The organism is Flavobacterium bizetiae (assembly GCF_902804475.1).
In the GTDB taxonomy this organism is placed as follows: domain Bacteria; phylum Bacteroidota; class Bacteroidia; order Flavobacteriales; family Flavobacteriaceae; genus Flavobacterium; species Flavobacterium bizetiae.
Genome location: NZ_CADCSU010000041.1, coordinates 1 through 1182, shown reverse-complemented (window position 1 = coordinate 1182; position 1182 = coordinate 1). Strand labels below are relative to the sequence as shown.

Sequence of the window (1182 nt, the reverse complement as noted above, 5' to 3'; positions counted from 1 at the left end):
GATTTCTATGATAAAACCAAATCTTTTTTATAAGGGATTTGGTTTTTTATTACTGCAAAAACCCGATGGATTATTTTATTTCTCACAGCGTTTAAAACGCTCATTTTGTTTTTTCCTTCATCAACTTTTCTAATGTAATATGTTCTTAAATCATTATCTAATCTTATAGCGCTCATCGCTGCCATGTGCAAAATAGTTTTTAAGTTTTTATCAGCAAGCATCGATACTCCTGGTCTTCTTTTTAAAGATGTTCCAGATTGAAAATCAAAAGGCACAACGCCACTATAACAAGCCATTTTTCTGGGATCTATTATAGTTGTAAAACCTTCTGTTTTTGATAATAATGTCCATGATAAAACTAAGCCTACTCCTGGAACAGATTTTATTAATTTCTGTTGCTGGTTAAGATTCTCATCCTTATGAATAATATTTTCAATATCATTTTCCAGTACTTTTATTTGTTTTTCAATGTCTTTGATAAGTTTAATATTTAAACCTTTTAACTGTTTATCTAATCCAACACTTTTCATAAGTTTATAATCATGTTGCTGAACCATCAACTGTTTTTTTATTTTTATTCTTGACGCTCTCTCAGTTAATAGTATTTTTATCTTTTTAATTGCCTTAGAACTTGGTCTCCATTCTCTGGTCTCCTGATGATTTTTTTCTATGAAATTACATATGCGTAAAGCATCAATTTTATCATTTTTACCTCTGACAAGTCCTATACTTTTTTTGATATGTAAAGCAGATATCACATAAACTTTAAAGTTAAATTTTTCAAGAGCTTCAAACAGATTCCAGTTGTATCTGCCAGTATTTTCCATAGCTATAATTACATTTTCATTGGAATATCTTTTAAAAAAACGCTTTATAACCTGAACGTTATTTTCAATAGAAAAGTAATTTACGGATTCTTCTTTAACGCAGATATCTAAAGTCTTACTGCTGATATCAATGCCAATAATAATGTTTTTCATAACTTTGCTTTTACGATTCAACAAATGATTTGAGAAATTCATCATAAGCTCAACTCCTTAATAACGGGTCACTAGCCCAAATTTCTATCTGAGTCTTTGATGAAGAGGAAGCGAAAGTCTTAATCAGGATATGAGTCACGAACTCGCAGGAACGAACAGTTTACTTTTGCTTCCTTTCTCAATCATAAATTTAATTAAATTT

The 1182-nt window shown here is 29.6% G+C and carries 1 protein-coding gene; it reads right to left on the bottom strand.

What is annotated here, in order from left to right:
• Positions 1-5: 5 nt before the first annotated feature.
• Positions 6-980 (bottom strand): IS110 family RNA-guided transposase, encoded by a 975-nt coding sequence (locus FLACOL7796_RS03550; protein ID WP_232067279.1) that lies wholly within the window; start codon positions 978-980, stop codon positions 6-8.
• Between the last annotated feature and the right edge of the window lie 202 nt (positions 981-1182).